This window comes from Staphylococcus equorum (assembly GCF_029531845.1).
Classification (GTDB): domain Bacteria; phylum Bacillota; class Bacilli; order Staphylococcales; family Staphylococcaceae; genus Staphylococcus; species Staphylococcus equorum_C.
This window is the reverse complement of record NZ_JAMBPV010000002.1, coordinates 171,621-191,844: the sequence shown is the minus strand read 5'-3', so window position 1 is coordinate 191,844 and position 20,224 is coordinate 171,621. Positions and strand designations below refer to the sequence as shown.

The following is a 20,224-nucleotide window of genomic DNA, read 5'->3' as shown; positions in this document are numbered from 1 at the left end:
AATTTAGGTTCTGTTTTTTCATATAAGTAGGCTATTGGTACTTTAATTTGCGCCTGTTTAATGCTATTATTGATTTGTAAGCGTTTCAACTATTTTGTGGAGGGTGTAATATGAGCAACGAAAGACAGGTTTCCGAGGCACCTGTAAATTTCGGGGCAAATCTTGGATATGTTTTAGATTTATATGACGTATATCTAAATGATCCGACTTCAGTCCCTGAAGATTTGCAAGTCCTATTTAGTACTATCAAAAACGGTGAAGCTAACATCGTAACAAATACTGAAGGTCAAAGTAATGTGACTAAAGGTGATAGCACAATCAAACGTGTTATGCGCTTAATAGATAATATCCGCCAATATGGGCATTTATTAGCAGATATTTATCCAGTCAATAGACCTGTAAGAGAAAATGTTCCAAAGTTAAACTTTGAAGATTTCAATTTAGACAAAGAAACACTTGAATCTATTTCTGCAGGTATTGTATCAGAGCATTTCAAAGATATTTATGACAATGCTTATGAAGCTATTGTACGTATGGAAAAACGTTACAAAGGACCAATCGCCTTTGAATACACGCATATCAACAACAATAGAGAACGTGTATGGTTAAAACGCAGAATTGAAACACCGTACAAAGCAACTTTAAATGACAATCAAAAAATTGAACTTTTTAAAAATTTAGCCCATGTTGAAGGTTTTGAAAAATATCTACATAAAAACTTTGTAGGTGCAAAGCGCTTTTCAATTGAAGGTGTAGATACATTAGTCCCAATGTTACAGCAAACTTTAAAACTTGCGAGTGACGAGGGTATTCAAAACATTCAAATTGGTATGGCTCACCGTGGGAGATTAAACGTACTCACACATGTTTTAGAAAAGCCATATGAAATGATGATTTCTGAATTTATGCACACAGATCCAATGAAGTTTTTACCAGAGGATGGAAGCTTAAAATTAACTTCTGGTTGGTCTGGTGATGTTAAATATCACCTTGGTGGCGTGAAAACGACAAGTTCCTATGGTAGTGAACAACGCATTTCATTAGCTAACAACCCAAGTCATTTAGAAATCGTAGCACCTGTTGTTTTAGGTAAAACACGTGCAACACAAGACAATACAGATAAACCCGGCGCAGTAACAACTGAATTTGAAAAATCTATGCCAATATTAATTCACGGTGATGCAGCTTATCCTGGTCAAGGCATCAACTTTGAAGCAATGAACCTAGGTAGTCTTGATGGTTATTCTACTGGCGGAACATTACATGTTATTACAAATAACCGTATTGGCTTTACAACAGAACCTGAAGAAGGGCGTTCTACAACATACTCTTCAGATGTTGCTAAAGGTTATGATGTGCCGATTATGCATGTTAACGCAGACAATGTTGAAGCAACAATCGAAGCAATTGAAATTGCTATGGCTTTCAGAAAAGAATTTCATAAAGATGTTGTTATTGACTTAGTTGGTTACCGTCGATATGGTCATAATGAAATGGATGAACCATCAATCACAAACCCACTACAATATCATGAAATACGTAAACATGACTCCGTTGAACTTTTATACGGAAGACAACTCGTAGATGAAAATATTATTACAGAAGACCAAATGAATAATATTATGGATGAAGTACAGAAATCATTACGAGCTGCTCATGACAAAATTGATAAAGACGATAAAATGGATAATCCAAATATGCAAAAACCAGATGATTTGGCAGAACCAATTCAAAGCCAAGATACAGAATTGAGTTTTGAACATCTAAAAGAAATTAATGATGCGCTACTTACGTACCCTTCAGATTTCAATGTCTTGAAGAAACTTAATAAAGTATTAGACAAACGTAGAGAGCCATTTGAAAAAGAAGATGGATTAGTTGACTGGGCTCAAGCAGAACAATTAGCTTTTGCGACAATCACTCAAAATGGCAATCCAATACGCTTAACAGGACAAGATAGCGAACGTGGTACTTTCAGTCATCGTCATGCAGTATTACATGACTCAGAGACTGGTGAGAAGTATACACCGTTACATCATGTACCTGATCAAAAAGCGACGTTTGAAGTACGTAATTCACCGTTATCAGAAGCTGCAGTAGTTGGCTTTGAATATGGTTATAACGTTCAAAACAAATCATGTATGACAATTTGGGAAGCACAATATGGTGATTTTTCAAATATGTCTCAAATGATTTTTGATAACTTCTTATTTAGTTCAAGAGCTAAATGGGGCGAACGTTCTGCTTTAACATTATTGTTACCTCATTCATTTGAAGGACAAGGACCAGAACATTCATCTGCACGTTTAGAAAGATTCTTGCAGCTCGCAGGAGAAAATAATGCGACAATCGTTAATTTATCTAGTTCAAGTAACTATTTCCATTTATTACGCGCACAAGCTGCTACATTAGGTACAGAATCTATGAGACCTTTAGTAGTAATGTCACCGAAAAGCTTATTACGTAATAAAACAGTAGCAGATCCTATTAGTAAATTTACTACGGGCAAATTTGAAGCGATTTTACCAGAAGAACATAAAAAAGACGCTGTAAGAAAAGTTATTTTAGCTTCAGGAAAAATGTTTATTGATTTAAAAGAATATTTGGCTAAAAATCCAAACGATTCTATATTAGTTGTTGCAGTAGAAAGACTTTATCCATTCCCTGTAACAGAAATCGAAGCATTGTTAAATGAATTGCCGAATTTAGAAAACGTAGCTTGGGTACAAGAAGAACCGAAGAACCAAGGCGCATGGTCATTTGTTTATCCATATCTAAAAGAATTAACTACAGATAAATACGATTTAAGTTATCATGGTCGTATACAACGTTCGGCACCAGCTGAAGGTGATGGTGAAATCCACAAACTCGTTCAAAATATGATACTCGAACAAAGTACAAAAATTAACTAGGGGGAAGTCAAGCATGCCAGAGGTAAAAGTTCCAGAATTAGCAGAATCCATAACAGAAGGTACCATTGCAGAATGGTTAAAACAAGTAGGCGATAACGTAGATAAAGGTGAAGCTATCGTTGAATTAGAAACAGATAAAGTAAACGTTGAAGTTGTTTCAGAAGAAGCAGGTGTTCTTCAAGAATTACTTGCAAATGAAGGCGATACAGTTGAAGTAGGTCAATCTATCGCTGTCGTTGGAGAAGGTAGCGGAAGCAACGCTTCTGAAACACCAGCTAAACAAGATGACGCTAAAGACGATTCAGCATCAGAAAAAGCTCAACCACAACAATCTGAAACGCAAAATGATAAATCAGAAGAAAAAGAACAAGATAACGGACAACGTGTTAATGCAACACCATCAGCACGCAAATATGCTCGTGAAAAAGGTATCGACTTATCTGAAGTAGCAGCACAATCAAATGATGTTGTAAGAAAAGAACATGTTGATCAAAACCAAAATCAAGCAAGCTCAAAACAAGCAGCACCAGCCGCTAAAGAAGAAGCTAAAAAACCGGCACAACAAAACCCATCAAAACCAGTAGTTAGAGAAAAAATGTCTCGTCGTAAGAAAACAGCTGCTAAAAAATTATTAGAAGTTTCTAATAATACAGCTATGTTAACAACATTTAACGAAATCGATATGACGAATGTGATGAATTTACGTAAACGTAAAAAAGAACAATTCATTAAAGACCATGATGGTACTAAACTTGGTTTCATGTCATTCTTCACAAAAGCAGCTGTTGCAGCTCTGAAAAAATTCCCGGGTGTAAATGCTGAGATTGACGGCGACGATATGATCACTAAACAATTCTATGATATCGGCGTTGCAGTATCTACTGATGACGGTTTACTTGTTCCTTTCGTAAGAGACTGTGACAAGAAAAACTTTGCTGAAATCGAAGAAGAAATTGGTAATTTAGCTAAAAAGGCACGCGATAAAAAACTCGGCTTAGACGATATGGTAAATGGTTCATTTACAATTACTAATGGTGGTATCTTTGGTTCAATGATGTCTACACCAATCATCAATGGTAGCCAAGCTGCTATTCTAGGCATGCACTCAATTATTACACGCCCGATTGCTGTCGATGCAGATACAATTGAAAACCGCCCAATGATGTACATTGCATTAAGCTATGACCACAGAATCATTGATGGTAAAGAAGCAGTAGGATTCTTAAAAATGATCAAAGATTTAATTGAAAATCCAGAAGATTTATTATTAGAATCATAATCCACAACACAAAATAGTTTATTAATCCCAATACAACGGCGTTTAATGTCGTTGTATTTTTTTGAGATTTAAATTGCGCTAAAAATAAGGACACCATGTAACATAACTAGCTGTAGCGTGTCGACAAAGTCTCTGACTTTGTTGGCATTTTTTTGTGAACACTTTCCACGGGCGCAGTCGCATCTTAATCAAACACATAAAAATATCGAGTTTAGTCTCAATATCTAAAATGTACTTTCTTCAATAAAAAAACCGCTCATTAATCGCCACTGTCAAAAATCAATTGACCTTTGATAATAAGAAATAGGATCAGCATTTGACCAACTATATACTTACGCAGAAAACCTTGAAATAGAATACTATGATTTAAAAAGTGGATTAGAAGTAAAAAGCGCATTGAGCAATTAGAGTTAAATACAGACTTAAATAAAAAAATATACAGGATATGCTAGAAAAAGTGTTTAATATCTATAACATTATTTCATCTACACTATTAAAAACAGAAACTAAGAACACAGGCAATAAAATAAATAATCATGGCATCACGTATGTTGCATTAGATAATTGGTTAATTTTAATGGTTTGTATCGTTTTATGTATATTTGTTTCTACAAAAGCTAGCAATAAATTGTAAAAAACATCTTACATTTAAGAAAAAACAAGCGTTTAAACAGTAGATTTCTGATAACTAAATGCACTTTTTCACATTTCACTTATCTAGCCAGTTTTGCGGGGTCCGAGAATGAGTATTGAGACCTATTTAGTATCAAACAAGAAAACGCCCTAAAAACATGCTTAAAATGGAATATGCGCACTGTATTATCTCTCATTGATTTGATTTAACTTATAAGTGTCTCTGAAGATAGCGATGTATGTTGTTAGATTAATAATGAATAATCATGTTAAATCGAACTGGTAAATTATTTTCATTTGAGTAAAAATGGAACATATTAGCGTTAAATTTAATAGATTCGTCTTTATGAACCGTATAGTTATCTCCGTCCAATTTAAGTGTAAGTGTACCTTCATAAACTGTTATGTACTCTATAGATCCAGAACCATGAGGTGAATCTTTCATAAGCCCTTCAGGGTCTATAATCACCATATGACTCTCAAATTTTTTCTCAATATCAAATTTAAAAAATGGATATACTTTATATTTATTATCTTCTGAAGTTAGAGGATTTAACTCATTTATTGATATTTTTTTAATGTTGTCTATATTTTCTTGTGTAAGTTCTGAGAACGAAACTTTTAAACCGTTAGCAATTTTCCATAATGTTGTAATCGATGGAATAGATTCTTTACGTTCAATTTGTCCAAGCATCGTTTTACTTACTTCAGTTAAAAATGATAAATGTTCCAATGAATAACTATTTTGTTTTCTATATAACTTAAGATTTTCAGCAATAATATCATTAATTTCTTTCATAGATCTTTCCACCTTTATTTTCTAATATAACGCAAGAAATATTCATAAAAAATGATAATACGTTATAACGTCATTATACACGTTATAACGTATTATGCGAGAGGGGAGGCAGTAAAATGCTTTCATATCAGCATCATTCTCACTATTGAGTAATTTAAATAATTGGGGTTTTAAAACATAAAACAGTAAATTTCATGTTTTTAAGCTGTAGTAACTACGATACTTATATTTATTTAAATGACTACAACTCATTATCCTGTTCCAACAACCAACTTATTATATTAACTTTTGTTCATTCAAATCATCATTTTCAACAATTAAATATTGTTTGTGCATAATCCTAATTAATTAAAATTAAAAGTTTTTTCGTGATTCTTCTTGCCATTAAAAGTCCTCCTTAAATAGATTTACAATCTAAGAAACTTCTATATTAAGAGGAACTCTCTACTACATAAACACTTTAATTTTTGACATGTTTTTGATAATAATCACGTGGACTGCATCCATAAGACGTTTTAAATCGTCGATAAAAGTTAGAATAATCACTAAAACCACATAGGTTGGCAACTTGTTGTGGGCTCTCTCCATTTTTCAACATACGTTGCGCATTTTGCAATCGTTTTTGCAATAAGTAACGATAAGGTGGATAACCTACAAGGCGGGTGAAATGCTGATTAATTTTATAACGACTTACATAAAATTTCTTTTCAAGATCTTCTAATGAAATAGGGTTTGCGTAGTGTAACTCCATATAATCTAATACTTGTCTTACTAACTCTGATTCCGGATCATCTATTACTGATACTTGTTCATTAGCAATAGATACTCTATTTAAAAGTATGAAAAATTGGGTGAGTAATGCTTCTTCCGCTAATTTCTTCCCAAACTTTTGACTATCTTGTTCGTTAATTAAACCCTGTAACAAATAATATAATTCTCTTTTTTGTGATTCTGACAATTGCAGTAAATTTTTAAAGTTTGGTGATTTCGTCTCAAAGCATGCACTTAAATCACATGTATCTGTAGACAACGATTCTAATAAATGTGCATCAAACCTTAATCCAATACGTTCAGCATGTCCGTCCATTTGTTCATTTAATTGATGAAACTCATATGGTGTAATCAACAATAAAGAACCTACGTCTAGCTGATATTTTCTACCTTCAATGGTATATAACATATTACCTGACAGTGAAAAGAAAATTTCATAATGGTCGTGATAATGTAATTCATTGCCAAAGTGACCATCACTTATCCTATGCCATGCTGCATACTCTCCGTCAAAAGGTAACGATATAGAATCAAATTTAAACTTAATATCTTCATTATCTTTCATTTAAATACCTCCCACTCAAAAAACAATCTTTTTCCCTTTATTTACAATGTTGTTAATTTCCACTCATTATATAATTAAATTATAACACTAAAGTAATATTAAATTGAAAGGATGATTTATATGACTGAACCACAAATTGGAGTTCAAATGATGATGCTTAAAGATAAGGTAGCTGAAGAAGGGATATACAACGTTTTAAATAAAGTAAATGAACTTGGATATCATGCTGTTGAAGTATCTCAAATAGAAATGACAGCACATAATATTACTGAAATGCAACGTGCGATTAAGGATTTTGGTATGAATATCGCTGCAATGTCTTGTGGTGTTGAAGATATTTCTGCAGAACAAAAATATCCAGGTGATACATTGCAAAATGATTTCGATAAAATTGTAGCAGATTGTAAAGCAGTAGATTGTACAATTCTACGTATTGGTATGCTTCCAATAAATTATATGGGTTCTAAAGAAAGTACCCTTAAATTTGCTGAAATATGTGAAGACTATGCTAAACGCTTGAAGGAACATGGCATTGATCTTTACTATCATGCACATAACGTAGAATTTGTTCGTTATAATGGAGAACTCATGTTAGATTTAATGCGTGATAATACTGAACATTTAGGGTTTGAATTAGATATACATTGGATTTGGCGCGCTGGTATAGATCCAGCTAAATTTATACCAACATATGCAAACCGAATTCGTGCCATTCACTTAAAAGATTATCGCATTGGAGAAATTGACTGGAACCAATATCCTGGAGAAGGTGTTGAGAAGGTATATTATATGTTGCATATGATTACACAATTCGCTGAGCTTGGTGAAGGAACTTTACCTTTAAGAGAGATTATAGAATCTGGTCTTGAAAGTGGCAGTGAATACTTCTTTGTTGAACAAGACGAATTATACGGTGCCGATCCATATGATTGTTTAATCACAAGTCGTGACCACTTATTTGATTTAGGTTATAAAACATGGTTTTAATTTAAATTATTAGTCTATTTACACCTCGATAGGTGCTTTTTAAAGAAGATAAATGAAAGCGATTGCAATTCATTAATTTTATAAAACTAAAATTATATTTATTAAAAATGGAGGTATTTTTATAATGAAAAACATCGCAATATCAGGGTTTGCTGATGAAATATCATCAGAATTAGAAACCCAGTTAAAAACTGTCAGTGAATTAGGCATGCGCTACATCTCACTCCGAGGCGTTGATGGTGAAAACATTAGCAAATACTCTGTGGAAAGCATACAAAAAGATGTGTTACCAAGGTTGAAAAAATGGAACATTAGTATATCATCTATTGGCTCGCCAATAGGTAAAATTTATATTAATGATGATGATGCTTTTGAAGCACAATTAAAAACATTAAAGACATTATGTGAAATATCAAACACTTTAGATTGTAAATACATTAGAATATTTAGTTTTTATATACCAAAAGAAGATGATTTTGATGCTTATGAAAAAGAAGTCATTGCTAAGTTAAAGCAATTTGCTGAAATTGCTGAACAACATAACGTAATTTTACTTCATGAAAATGAAAAAGATATCTTTGGAGATATTGCTCGACGTTGTAATGTCATTTTAAATGAAGTGGGTTCAGAACATTTTAAAGCAATCTTTGATTTTGCAAATTTTGTTCAGTGTGACGAGGATCCACAAGCATGTTATGAATTATTGACCCCACATATTGAATATATTCACATTAAGGATGCTATATATGAAGATAGTATCAATGTATTGTGTGGCACAGGCGATGGTCAAATTGAATCGATACTTAAACAAGCAATCAACAGTGGCTACGAAGGATTTTTAACACTAGAACCTCATCTCGTTGTATTTGACTCACTTAAAGATTTAGAGCTTGAGCATTCAACAGAAACAATCCAAAATACAGTAGCTAAAGACGGCGCTGAAGGATACAAAATGCAATATGAAGCATTACTAGAAATACTGTCTAATATTGAACAAGAGGAGAATGTATAATGGAAAAAGTTCGCTTGGGAATAATTGGTTTAGGTGCACAAGGAGGCACTTATGCAGGTTTTATTAATAGTGGAAAAGTAGACAAAATAGAAATTGGCGCAATTTGTGACATTGATCCTGAGAAAAAGGCGTTAAGTGCTGAAAAATATCCAAATGTGACATTTTATGAGAACTATATTGATATGTTAGAAAGTGGCGATGTAGATGCTGTCGTAACAACAGTGCCGCATTACCTACATACAGAAATAGGAAAAGAAGCATTATCTAGAGATATTCATGCACTTTTAGAAAAGCCTGCAGATATCTATGCTGAAAAAGTTAAAGAAATCAGTGATTTAGCAGCCTCTAAACCGCAATTAACGTTTGGTATTTTCTTTAATCAAAGAACCAATCCTTTATACCAAAAAGTTAAAGCATTAATTGATGATGGTGAAATTGGTAATATTCGTCGTACAAATTGGATTATTACTACTTGGTGGCGTCCACAAGCATATTATGATCAAAGTTCTTGGAAGGCAACTTGGGATGGAGAAGGCGGCGGTGTTTTAGTAAATCAAGCGCCACACCAAATTGATTTACTCCAATGGTTATGTGGATTACCTGAAAAAGTATTTTCAAATGTTAAATATGGTTATCAAAGAGATTTAAATGTCGATGACGATGTAACAACTATATTAGATTATGGCAACGGCGCAACGGGTGTATTTATTACATGTACACATGACATTATCGGAACAGATCGCTTAGAAATCACCGGAGACAAAGGAAAAATATTAGTAGAAGATAGTAAAAAAATTACACTGACTCGCTTAAAAGAATCAGAAACCGATATGAACCGTAATATGTCTTGGGAAGATGCTGCCAAAATTTTCACAGGTAATGGTTTTGACGATATCTATGATCAAGAAACGTTTGAATTTGAAAGCGTTTGGGGTCAACAACACATTAGCGTATTAGAAAACTTTGCCGCTAATATAATTGATGACACACCATTAATTGCTCCAGGCAGTGACGGCATTAACGGAGTTAACTTTGTGAATGCTATTTATCTTTCAAGTTGGTTAGGTAAAGAGGTAGCGCTTCCAGTAGATCCAGCAGAATTTGAAAATGCATTACAAGAAAAAATTCAATCTGAAAAATAAATTAACTCATAAATGCAGAAATAAACGGAGATGGTCATGTGCTTAAAATTGGAATTATTGGACTAGGTGATATCGCTCAAGTACATATTCAAGCGATTAAAGATAATCCAGATGCTCAATTAGTAGCAATTTGTGATGAAAATGAATTATTTAAAGATAAAGTACCTCATATTCATTTTTATAAAGATTTAAACGAAATGTTAGATTCAGAAACATTAGATTGTGTTCATATTTGTTTACCACACTATTTACATCTATCAGCAACAACGACTTGTGTCGAAAAAGGCGTTCATGTGCTTCAAGAGAAACCACTTGCAATTAATGCCAAAGAAGGTCTTGAATTAGTGAAATTAGAACGCAGGTACCCAGAAATAAAAATTGGCATTTGCTTTCAAAATCGTTATAATGATACCTTTCAAACACTACAACAAATCGTCGAAAGTGGTAAATATGGCAAAGTCATTGGCGTAAAAGGACTAGTAACTTGGTTTAGACCCGAATCTTATTATACAGAGAAACCTTGGCGCGGTAAGATGGATACTGCTGGTGGTGGCGTGTTAATCAATCAGGCCATCCATACACTAGATTTAATGCAATTACTTTGTGGCAAAATCTCTTCTATTAAAGGCAATGTCTCGCAACTATTAGATTACGATATTGAAGTAGAGGATACCGCAGCCGCCCATATGGAGTTTGAAAATAAAGCGAATGGTATGTTTTTCGCTACAAATGCCAGCATTGGAAATTCTAGTGTTGAGCTTCAAGTCATCTTCGAAAAAGAAAAATTCACAATTAAAGATAATATTCTGACACGTGTGAATGAAGATGGTTATAAAATACAAGTTATAGAAGATTCTAAAGCACCTAAAACAAAATCATATTATGGGCCAAGTCATGGTAAGCTGATCAATCAATTTTATGACTGCATACACTACGATACACACAATTATGTACATGCTGAAGATGCTCTTGCATCAATTGCTATGATAGATGCAATTCAAATGTCTTCTGAATCAAATCATACCGTACAATTTACAAGTGATTAAACTTTCACTTTCATAAAGATGAAGTGGATAATATATTAAGAGCAAGAGACATAAATACAACATGTTATTTAGTAAATATGAATTAGATATTACACGCTAGCTGTCTGATATCTAGTCATACTTGGGAGTGGAAAGACGGAATCAAATTTAATTTCGTCTTTCCACTTCTTTTTGACGTACAATATTTCGAAAAAATCTAATTTATCATTACACATATTAATTGTTTTTTTAATTACGTTTCACTACAATCAGTATATATCCTAATGAATGAAGGTGCATTTTATCAACAATAATAGCAAAATATTATTAGATTTAGCTGTAACTTTAGATGGGTTTATAGAAGGACCGAATGGTGAAATTGATTGGTGTATTATGGATCCAGAAATGAATTTCAATACATTTTTAAATCAAATCGATGCTATTATTTATGGAAGAAAAAGCTATGATTTATGGGGAAGGTTTCAACCTCAATCAGCTGACAATAACAGTGAAGAGCAGTTCATGTGGGAAAGTATTCATCGCAAAAGTAAATATGTATTTACACATCAGCATATTCCAAATCAAACTACTACTGAATTTATTAATAATACTGACATGACCAGAGCAGTAGAACAAATCAAATTAGCTCATACGAATGACATTTGGTTATATGGTGGATCTAGTATTATCACCTCATTTATAGAAAATAATCTAATTGATGAGTATCGTTTATCTATTCATCCTGTAGTGTTAGGTGCTGGAAAACCATTATTTGAAAATATTAATCAGAGATTGAACTTGTCATTGTTAAAAACGAATACTTTTCAAAGTGGGGTCGTACAGCTCATTTATGGCAAAGTTAACTAATGAACTAATTAAAAAATTGATTTAGCTACAAAACAAGGGATATCCCAATACATTGGAGTATCCCTTGTTTTAATAAGCATGTTCTAATATAAAGAAGTTTACTTATACAGTATTAATAAACTATCCGATATTTTGTATTTAATTATCAATTCTTTAAGCTATATACACGAAAAGCTCGATAATAGCGATAATTAAAAATACTAAGAAAACTACGCCATAGATATTATTTTTCTTAACACTTTTAGCATCAGCATTTTTTTGCTTTGCTTTATTATTTATATTCGAAAAGAAAGTAATTCCAGAATACACTGCTATAAGTACAGTGATACCAAATACTACCCATACAGTTAACATTTTAAAACCTCCTTCTAATTCAATAAATCTATTTTCTAATTTGTCATGAAAAATAATAAATCACGATATATATACATTTTAATACATTTTCCTTATTCGTCCAATGTATAATCGTTATAATTTTGTAAAACCATTATTCATCATACAAATAATACTTAAAGTAAGTTATAATTAGTTGAAAAGATATGAATAGAGGGGTTAATATAATGAATGGTCTTAGAAGTGTTACTACAGGGACAAATGATTTAGAAAAAACTAAAACTTTATTTAATGGTATACTCGGACTCAATGTAGTAAACAAAGGGCAAGCGCTACGTTTTGGAGATGCTGAACTTAATTCTGGAACACGTTTACATTTTGTAGAAATACCTAACTATATTAACAATAATAATCATATAGAAAATATTGGCTTGCGTGTACCCAGTGATGAAGGCCTGGATGAGTATAAATCAGTATTAGACAATCATCAAATTAACCACGGTGGCATAACCGATTTAAATGGTCATAAATATTTTGATTTTAAAGACCAAAATAATCAAACTTTTAATATTTATTCCAATGAGCATAATACTGGAGCACCATTAGGTATGCCTACATTTGAAAGTACTGTGAATCCATTACACCAAATCCAAGGATTAGGGCCTGTCATCTTGAAAGTTAATGAACTCATATTAACGCAATCTATTTTAACAAAAGTTTTTGGTCTCATACATTTTGCTGAATATGCACCGACAGATGATGCCGATTATAAAGTGCAGGTCTTTCGTATAGGTGACGGCGGGCTAGGTGGCGAACTACATATCTATGCTGCAAAAGATGAAGTGAAAGTGCCTGAACATGGTATAGTTGAACAAATTGAATTTGCTACTGAAACAAAAGCACATTTTCAAAATGCATTGCAACAACTTGAAGTCATTGGGATTCCTTATCAAACATTAGATCAAGATGGCGAACGTTCTTTAAGAATTAGTGAAAAAAGCGGCTTCACATTTATATTAACTTTAGAAACAAAACAATAAAGAGAGGTTTTTACAATTATGTTACATGAAACTTGGAAAACAAATACACCTATAAAAAAAGTCGAAGTTGAACATGCGGAAGCGAAAAAATTCACAGTATCTGATATGCTAACAGTAGGGAAACAATATGACGTTATCAATGAAACAGAAGAATATTATCAAATCGTAGATAACTCTGGTTTAGTTGGCGGATATTTTAAAGAATATTTTAAAGAAGTATAACCTTTTAATTATATCGTATTGAACCATTAAAACAACGCACAATTCCTCGCAATCTATTGTGAGTTTATAAATTTACTTATTAAAATAGGGCTAGGGCAAAATATGATAACGTATTCTTGCCCCAGTCTATTTTTAATGATTTTTAATAATTATCAGACAAACATGTAAATGCAAAAGGAGACGTAATAAATGACAAACGCACAATATTTCAATAAAGACGAAACTGTCTTTAATGATGCCAAATCATTAATGCAATTAAATAAAAATATACTATTAAAAGGGCCAACTGGTTCTGGTAAAACAAAGCTCGCTGAAACGTTAAGTGAAACTTTAAATAGACCGATGCACCAAATTAACTGTTCAGTCGATTTAGATGCAGAAAGTTTATTAGGTTTTAAAACAATACAAACAAATGACAATGGATCACAAGAAATTGTTTTTATAGACGGACCTGTCATACAAGCTATGAAAGAAGGGAATATTCTTTATATCGATGAGATCAACATGGCGAAACCAGAAACGCTTCCTATACTGAATGGTGTATTAGACTATCGTAGAAAATTAACAAATCCATTTACCGGAGAAGTTGTAAGTGCAGCACCTGGTTTTAATGTGATTGCAGCTATAAACGTAGGATACATTGGCACCTTACCAATGAACGAAGCATTGAAAAACCGTTTCGTTGTTATTGAAGTAGATTATATTGATGGTGATATTTTAAGTGATGTTATTAAAACCCAAAGCCAGTTAAAAGACGATGCTGTTATCCAGAACATTATAAAATTCAATGAAGATTTGAGAACAATGACAAAACAAGGTCAAATTTCTGAAGAAGCAGCAAGTATTCGAGCACTTATAGATTTGAGTGATTTAGCAACAATCATGCCAATAGAACGTGCGATACAACGTACGATTATAGATAAATTAGAAGACGAACGTGAACAACAAGCAATTAAAAACGCAGTAGAATTAAACTTTTAGTGAGGGATAATCATGAGTGATCGTTTTATAAAATTTAATGACGAACAACTTGATGCAAAGCAAGTCATGATGCTACAAGATTTAGCTCGTCTTTTACTGAAAAATGAACAAGCACATGTTAAAATTCAAAAATTTCCATATTATGATCCAATCAATCATACGTTAATTACAAGTTCATTTTGGTCACACAGAAGTAAAGAAATAGAATCCACAGGATTAAAATCAGATGTATTACTTGCTACTTATGGTTATCAAATGATGGATGAGAAGATTGTAAATGAAGTCATTCATAATCGTGAGTTTCAACACCCTAAATTCTTCCAGCAACTTTTCAAATTATTAGAGGACAAACGTGTCTTAAATACCATAGTACAATTACGTCCATCGACAAAGCCTACGATTCAAATACGTAATGAAATCAGATTGAATTATACTCAGACACAAATCAAAGTTTATAAAACCAAAACAACTTTTACAGACTTACTATTTTTATATTTAGAAGCATCTTTTTTAACAGAAAATTTTTATGATGTGCCACAAATCCACCCTCAAATTGATGATGTTTTAAATCACATGTATCAATATTTGCCTAATTTCTTCTATAATGAAACGTCTGAAGATAACATGTATTTAGCTGAACGTATCATGTATCAAATTGATGATATTTTAAAAGAAGATATGTTGAACGAATATTATCATTTACCGAAAAAAGTTTATGAAGCCATACAAGAACTTAACTTTGAGGATTTAACGAGAACTGATGCAAGTAACTCAGATGGACAGTCTGAAGAACAAAATGATGAAGAAGTTGTAAGCGAAGATATGGAGTCTAATAACCAAGATAGTGCGTCAAAAGGTGGCGCTTATTTAGAAATGGAATTGCATGAAGGTGAGAATAGCGATGTCATGGGTGATAATGATACTGCACGCGAAGGTGATGCGAGCGATGACATGACTGATATGCAAACTAAAAAAGGTAAAGGGTCTACTGATAATGTGGAAGATGATGAAGGTGGTTCTGTCGGCCATAATCAAGTGTTTGCACTCAAAGGTATCAATCAAAATGTGGAGATTAAATGGAATGTTCCAGACATAGAACCACAATATATCAATGATTACCATGATGTTGAATCTGAAGTACAATTTGAAACAAAAGATTTAATTCAAATTATAAAGAAAACAATCGATAGGGAATATCAAGATGAACGTCGTAATTTAACTAAAGGAAGACTACAGAAGAATCTACTTAATTGGTTTATTGATGATCAATATAAGTTGTTTTATAAGAAACAAGACTTAAGTCAATCCTTTGACGCTACATTTACATTGTTAGTGGATGCATCTGCAAGTATGGAAGATAAGATGGAAGAGACTATCAAGGGTGTTGTACTATTCCATGAAACTTTGAAATCATTAAATGTTAAACATGAGATACTTGCATTTAACGAAGACGCGTTCGACGCTGATGACGCAAATCAACCTAATATTATTGACGAAATCATTCCATACGACCGCTCAATTTTAGAAAAAGATGGACCAAGAATTATGGCCTTAGAACCTCAAGATGATAATAGAGATGGCGTAGCAATTAGAATAGGAAGTGAACGATTAATGCGTCGTTCTCATAATCAGCGCTTTCTAATTGTATTTTCAGACGGCGAACCTTCAGCATATAATTATAGTCAAGATGGTATCTTAGACACTTATGAAGCTGTCGAAACTGCTAGAAAAATGGGAATTGAAGTATTCAACGTGTTTTTAAGTCAAGATTCAATTACAGAAGACATCGAGCAAACGATTCACAATATTTATGGTCAGTATGCCATTTTCGTAGAAGGTGTTGAAAATTTACCGAGTCATTTGTCACCATTATTAAAAAAACTTTTATTAAAATCTTTTTAGCTAGACTAATTTTTATAAATAAATCGCTATATATTTAAATATTCTGAAATTTATATAGACGGCATCTAATTAAACGTGATAGAATAGGTAATATTATTTTATTGGATTAAAAGGAGAACGTCATATGAATAAAAATACATGGATTATAGGCTTCACATTGTTTGCAATGTTCTTTGGCGCTGGCAACCTTATTTTCCCACCTAATTTAGGTTTAGATAGCGGAGAATATTTCTGGCCATCCATTCTAGCATTTGCATTAACTGGGATTGGACTACCGTTATTAGGCGTGGTTGTGGGCGCATTAGATAAACAAGGCTACATCGGTTCCTTAAATAAAATATCACCGAAGTTTTCAGTTGTATTCTTAGTAATAATATACCTAACAATAGGCCCATTATTTGCGATTCCACGTACAGCATCAACATCATTTGAGATGACTGTTACACCGATTGCACATACAAATAGTAATTTAGCATTATTTATATTTACAGTTATTTATTTCTTCATTGTATTATATTTATGTATCAATCCTAGTAAAATGGTTGATCGTATCGGCTCATTGCTAACACCATTGCTACTTGTTACTATTTTAGCGATGATTATAAAAGGATTTATAGATTTTGGTGGTAATGCACCAAGTCAATCTGCAGAAGCGTTTACTTCTGGCTTTGCTGGATTTTCACAAGGGTTTACGAACGGTTATTTGACGATGGACGCTATTGCGGCAATTGCCTTTTCAATGATTGTAGTTAACGCTGTGAAAGCAACAGGCGTTACAAACGCGAATAAAATCTTTAAACAAACATTGCTAGCTGGTCTAATCGCTGCGATTGCTTTAATGTTTATCTATATTTCTTTAGGTTTTATAGGTAATCACATGGATGTATCACAAGAAAAAATTGCTAGTTTAACAGCAAAAGATCAAAATATAGGTACATACTTATTAACTACAATGGCAGACGTAGGCTTTGGAACTTTTGGTAAATATTTATTAGGTATCATTGTTGCACTTGCGTGTTTAACTACTGCATGTGGTTTAATCGTTTCAGTGTCAGAGTATTTCCATAGAATTTTACCAAAAATTTCTTATAAAATTTATGTAATTGGATTTACACTAATTAGTTTTATATTAGCAAACCAAGGTCTAAATTCAGTAATTACAATGTCTGTACCAGTACTTAGTATTGTATATCCAGTAGCAATTACTTCAGTATTTCTGATATTGATTGCACGTTTTGTACCAACTAAACCAATTGCACAACAAATTCCAGTTGCGATTGTTTCTATTGTTTCAATATTAAGTGTAGTACATACACAAGGTTGGGTAAAAATGAGCTTTATTGATAGCTTACCACTAAAAGACTATTCATTAGAATGGTTCCCAATTGCTGTAGTCACTACAATCATAGGTTATATTGTAGCTACTATGGTTAAAAATCAAAAGCCTATCGTTTATGAAAAAGATTAAAAGTTCATTTAAGTATATTCTGCTCAATGTTTAAATGCATCGTTTTTGTAATGATAAAAACCCTTCAAAGTAGTCACTTAAAAGTGATAGCTTTGAAGGTTTTTTTTATGTGTAAAACTTTTATTTTGCTGTTGAAAATCTTTATTTAAATAAAAAATCATTAAAAATATCTTTTTTAAGATATAGAATTTTCCAAGTACGTTATTAATATAAAATAATTTAATCTTAAAAATTATAACTATTTTGCAAAGTACAATTGATTACTAAGAAAAAGTGGGATATAATCTTAACTTCAAGTGTTTCGTCAGTGGCAATAGTAAGTCTCTTGTCACTATCATAAATAGACTTACATATTTTTATTAAAGGTGTTAGGTATACGTATTCATTTTCATACTTATCATCCTGAACTCTAAAACAGTATTCACTGATATTGGTAAACCATTCGATGAATACTGAAAAAGCTAAACTATTTATTATAAAAGACTTAATATAGAAAAAAAGAGAGAACGTAAAAAGAGGAGTAGAATAACATTAAATTTTCTTATTGGAAAGATAAACTAGATTGGCCGGTGTTTCTTATTAGCGGTGGCGTACTTGTATTATTTGTAATTATGTCATCACTATTTACAACAGCAACTTCGGATTTCGTGCAAACAGGCTTTGAACTTTCTATTAAATATTTTGGTGCATTTTGGCAAGTTTTATTATTAGCAACATTTGCGGTAGGTGCTGTTTTAGCTTTTTCAAAGTATGGTCGTGTGAGACTTGGAAATGCTTCTAAACCTGAAATGGGTTACTTCAGATGGGCAGCAATTGTAATTACTTCAGGATTAGGCGCAGGTGCTATATTTTGGGCCGCTGCTGAACCTATGTATTATTTTATTGATGTCCCACCAACTATGGATCCAAGTATCAAAGATAGTAGTGCAGCTGCTATACCTGCAGCAATGGCACAAAGTTTCACATCGTGGGGCTTCACGGCATGGGCTGTTTATGGTGCTGTAAGTGGTATTATTATCATGTATGCACATTATAATAAAGGCATGAAAATGCGTCCACGAACAATTTTATACCCAATATTTGGTGAAAAGATTGAACATACAAAGACTGGCTCAATGATAGATGTCTTTTGTATTTTAGGCGCTGTAGCTGGGACAATTGGCACAATAGGATTTTTTGGTTTTCAATTTAGTTACTGGTTACATAGTATTTTTGGTGTTCCAGATAATATCATAACTCAAGTCTTATCAGTTGCGGGACTTATGATCATTGTATCTATTTCTGCTACTACAGGTATAGATAAAGGCATACAATTTCTTAGCAAGCTAAATATATGGTTAGCCATTGCGCTTGCTGTATTTATATTATTAATTGGCCCAGGTGGTTTTATTATTGATACATTCATTTCTTCTTATGGTACGTATATCACTAATTTCTTAGAAATCAGTACATTTAGAGGTGATAATCAATGGGCCGGTGCATGGATGCTTTTCTTCTTTGGTTGGTTTATAGGTTATGGTCCTTTAATGGCTATGTTAGTAGCCCGTGTATCCAAAGGTCGTACAATCAGAGAAATTTTCATACTTGTTTCAGTCGTAGCAGCTGTCGTTTCTCATTTTTGGTTTTCTATTTTAGGTGGAAGTGGTTTGTTTTATGAATCTAAAAATAATGGTTCAATTAGTGGTCCTTTATCTGAAAATGGTTTACCAGCAGCAGTTATTTCAATCGCTACACAATTACCTTTAGGCAATGTGTTAGTTATAGCTTTACTCATTTTAACGCTTATATTTGTTATAACAACTGCCGATACAATGTCATATTCAATTTCTATGTCAGTTACTGGCGAAGGAGATCCACCGAAAATTATAAGATTATTCTGGGTTGCCATTATGGGTGTAATCTCAATTATTCTTATAAATATTGGTGAAGGTAGTATTAGTGCAATACAGTCCTTTATAATCGTGACGGCAGTACCTATATCGATTATCATGCTTCCTGTTGTTTGGACGGCGCCAAAAATTGCGCACAAACTTGCTGTTGAACAAAATATAGTAAGTACTCAGTCCACTGACACAGTAGCCAATACAGAAATTTTAAATGAAATATCAGCAAGTCAACATACAGAAGAAGACACTAAGAATTAAATAGAACGATTAGAATAAAACCTCTAATCTCAATATAAAATACCATTCTATTGGTTTAAACCAATAGAATGGTATTTTTTAGTTCATATAGAAAAACTAGATGGGGCAGGGATAAGAAACCAAATTTTGATTTTCTCTCCTG

General features: G+C 32.6%; 17 protein-coding genes. 14 read left to right on the top strand and 3 right to left on the bottom strand.

The window, feature by feature from the left end:
- Positions 1-110: 110 nt before the first annotated feature.
- The 3 genes from M4L39_RS03180 (at position 111) to M4L39_RS03170 (ending at position 4,825) form a co-directional block, all read left to right on the top strand.
- Positions 111-2,912, top strand: coding sequence for a 2-oxoglutarate dehydrogenase E1 component (locus tag M4L39_RS03180; RefSeq protein ID WP_277580717.1), 2,802 nt, complete (start codon positions 111-113; stop codon positions 2,910-2,912).
- Between the two features lie 13 nt (positions 2,913-2,925).
- Positions 2,926-4,191, top strand: a complete 1,266-nt coding sequence (gene sucB, locus M4L39_RS03175; protein ID WP_277580716.1) for a dihydrolipoyllysine-residue succinyltransferase — start codon at positions 2,926-2,928, stop codon at positions 4,189-4,191.
- Positions 4,192-4,636: 445 nt separating this feature from the next.
- Positions 4,637-4,825: a hypothetical protein gene (locus M4L39_RS03170; RefSeq protein ID WP_277580715.1), complete on the top strand. Its 189-nt coding sequence runs from the start codon at positions 4,637-4,639 to the stop codon at positions 4,823-4,825.
- Positions 4,826-5,074: 249 nt separating this feature from the next.
- Here M4L39_RS03170 and M4L39_RS03165 read toward each other — a convergent pair whose 3' ends face one another.
- A complete protein-coding gene (locus M4L39_RS03165) occupies positions 5,075-5,623 on the bottom strand; it encodes a helix-turn-helix domain-containing protein (RefSeq protein ID WP_277580714.1) in 549 nt (182 codons plus the stop codon).
- 460 nt (positions 5,624-6,083) lie between these two features.
- The gene (locus M4L39_RS03160; protein ID WP_277580713.1) at positions 6,084-6,959 is read right to left on the bottom strand and encodes an AraC family transcriptional regulator; all 876 of its coding nucleotides are present in this window, start codon (positions 6,957-6,959) and stop codon (positions 6,084-6,086) included.
- Between the two features lie 120 nt (positions 6,960-7,079).
- On the opposite strand from M4L39_RS03160, the gene M4L39_RS03155 reads away from it, so the two are divergent.
- The 5 genes from M4L39_RS03155 to M4L39_RS03135 all read left to right on the top strand — a co-directional run bounded on the left by M4L39_RS03155 (position 7,080) and on the right by M4L39_RS03135 (position 11,992).
- On the top strand, positions 7,080-7,946 hold the full coding sequence (locus M4L39_RS03155) for a sugar phosphate isomerase/epimerase family protein (protein ID WP_277580712.1): 867 nt from the start codon (positions 7,080-7,082) through the stop codon (positions 7,944-7,946).
- A gap of 124 nt (positions 7,947-8,070) precedes the next feature.
- The gene (locus M4L39_RS03150) at positions 8,071-8,958 is read left to right on the top strand and encodes a sugar phosphate isomerase/epimerase family protein (RefSeq protein WP_277580711.1); all 888 of its coding nucleotides are present in this window, start codon (positions 8,071-8,073) and stop codon (positions 8,956-8,958) included.
- Positions 8,958-10,100, top strand: a complete 1,143-nt coding sequence (locus M4L39_RS03145; RefSeq protein WP_277580710.1) for a Gfo/Idh/MocA family protein — start codon at positions 8,958-8,960, stop codon at positions 10,098-10,100. Before M4L39_RS03150 ends, M4L39_RS03145 begins: the two co-directional genes overlap by 1 nt.
- Before the next feature lie 38 nt (positions 10,101-10,138).
- Positions 10,139-11,146 carry a Gfo/Idh/MocA family protein gene (locus M4L39_RS03140; protein ID WP_277580709.1) on the top strand — a complete coding sequence of 336 codons (1,008 nt, stop codon included), beginning with the start codon at positions 10,139-10,141 and terminating at the stop codon, positions 11,144-11,146.
- 267 nt (positions 11,147-11,413) lie between these two features.
- Entirely contained in the window at positions 11,414-11,992 is a 579-nt protein-coding gene (locus tag M4L39_RS03135; RefSeq protein WP_277580708.1) for a dihydrofolate reductase family protein, read from the top strand.
- Between the two features lie 153 nt (positions 11,993-12,145).
- Here M4L39_RS03135 and M4L39_RS03130 read toward each other — a convergent pair whose 3' ends face one another.
- The gene (locus M4L39_RS03130; RefSeq protein ID WP_277580707.1) at positions 12,146-12,346 is read right to left on the bottom strand and encodes a Mid2-like cell wall stress sensor domain protein; all 201 of its coding nucleotides are present in this window, start codon (positions 12,344-12,346) and stop codon (positions 12,146-12,148) included.
- Between the two features lie 206 nt (positions 12,347-12,552).
- Here M4L39_RS03130 and M4L39_RS03125 point away from each other — a divergent pair, with 206 nt between their 5' ends.
- The 6 genes from M4L39_RS03125 to M4L39_RS03100 all read left to right on the top strand — a co-directional run bounded on the left by M4L39_RS03125 (position 12,553) and on the right by M4L39_RS03100 (position 20,082).
- Positions 12,553-13,365, top strand: a complete 813-nt coding sequence (locus tag M4L39_RS03125) for a VOC family protein (protein ID WP_277580706.1) — start codon at positions 12,553-12,555, stop codon at positions 13,363-13,365.
- Positions 13,366-13,383: 18 nt separating this feature from the next.
- Positions 13,384-13,587 carry a DUF6501 family protein gene (locus tag M4L39_RS03120; protein WP_277580705.1) on the top strand — a complete coding sequence of 68 codons (204 nt, stop codon included), beginning with the start codon at positions 13,384-13,386 and terminating at the stop codon, positions 13,585-13,587.
- Positions 13,588-13,776: 189 nt separating this feature from the next.
- Complete coding sequence (locus M4L39_RS03115; protein WP_277580704.1) at positions 13,777-14,568, top strand: ATP-binding protein; 792 nt, start codon at positions 13,777-13,779, stop codon at positions 14,566-14,568.
- A gap of 12 nt (positions 14,569-14,580) precedes the next feature.
- Entirely contained in the window at positions 14,581-16,470 is a 1,890-nt protein-coding gene (locus tag M4L39_RS03110; RefSeq protein ID WP_277580703.1) for a vWA domain-containing protein, read from the top strand.
- Positions 16,471-16,594: 124 nt separating this feature from the next.
- Positions 16,595-17,938 (top strand): branched-chain amino acid-like transporter carrier protein BrnQ3, encoded by a 1,344-nt coding sequence (gene brnQ3 / locus M4L39_RS03105; RefSeq protein ID WP_277580702.1) that lies wholly within the window; start codon positions 16,595-16,597, stop codon positions 17,936-17,938.
- Positions 17,939-18,549: 611 nt separating this feature from the next.
- On the top strand, positions 18,550-20,082 hold the full coding sequence (locus M4L39_RS03100) for a BCCT family transporter (RefSeq protein WP_431197625.1): 1,533 nt from the start codon (positions 18,550-18,552) through the stop codon (positions 20,080-20,082).
- Positions 20,083-20,224 lie beyond the last annotated feature (142 nt).